The following is a 753-nucleotide window of genomic DNA, read 5'->3' as shown; positions in this document are numbered from 1 at the left end:
AAAATAAGCAATCCGATTTATTCAGAAAACAATGATTCAGTATATTTAAAATTTATCAATAACGACAATCTAAATATTGATGCGACTACGCCGAAGTTATTTGTCTCATTTCCAGACGGCGCTGAACGAGAGGTGGTAGTTGATACTGGCTCCACAGGCTTAGTAATTTCAGCTTCTGCAATACCAAATGCAAGTAAGCTATCACCTAGGCCAGGTAAAATCACGTACAACAGTTCCGGACGTATTATGATTGGATCTTGGCTCAATACAACTGTTACTATTGGTGATGGGGATAAATACATTTCTACGAATATTATCCCAGTATTGGCTGTTAACGAAATCCAGTGCCTTGCTCTTGCAAGAAATTGTAAACCTGAACTAAACCCTGAGCATGTATCAATGATGGGCATCGGTTTTGATCGAGAAAGTAGCTTGCAGAGCGAAAGTACTCCAAACACAAATCCTCTTTTAAACACAAATTCAGGAAGCAATAATGGTTATAAACTTACGCGCAACGGCATATATGTTGGAATTAATAAGGATATTGCCGAAGGGTTCTCATTTATTAAATTACAACCTTCAAAAGAAAATAAACATGAATGGATAGCACCGCCAGCATGTATCAAAATAACTGGTTGGCAAGGGTATCAGTGTGGTACGGTCCTTATTGACACAGGAGTAAAAAGTATGTTTTTAACAATACCAAACTACACTTTAAATGGTGGACAATTACCTAACGGAATAACATTAGAT

Annotated in this window: 1 protein-coding gene; it reads left to right on the top strand. The window is 37.2% G+C overall.

Annotated elements, in window-relative coordinates:
* On the top strand, window positions 1-753 hold a 753-nt coding region (locus tag UR289_RS21825; protein WP_320711585.1), incomplete at both ends, for a hypothetical protein.

The organism is Enterobacter sp. 302C9 (genome assembly GCF_034106085.1).
Lineage (GTDB): Bacteria > Pseudomonadota > Gammaproteobacteria > Enterobacterales > Enterobacteriaceae > Enterobacter > Enterobacter asburiae_B.
This window is presented reverse-complemented; position numbering and strand designations above follow the sequence as displayed.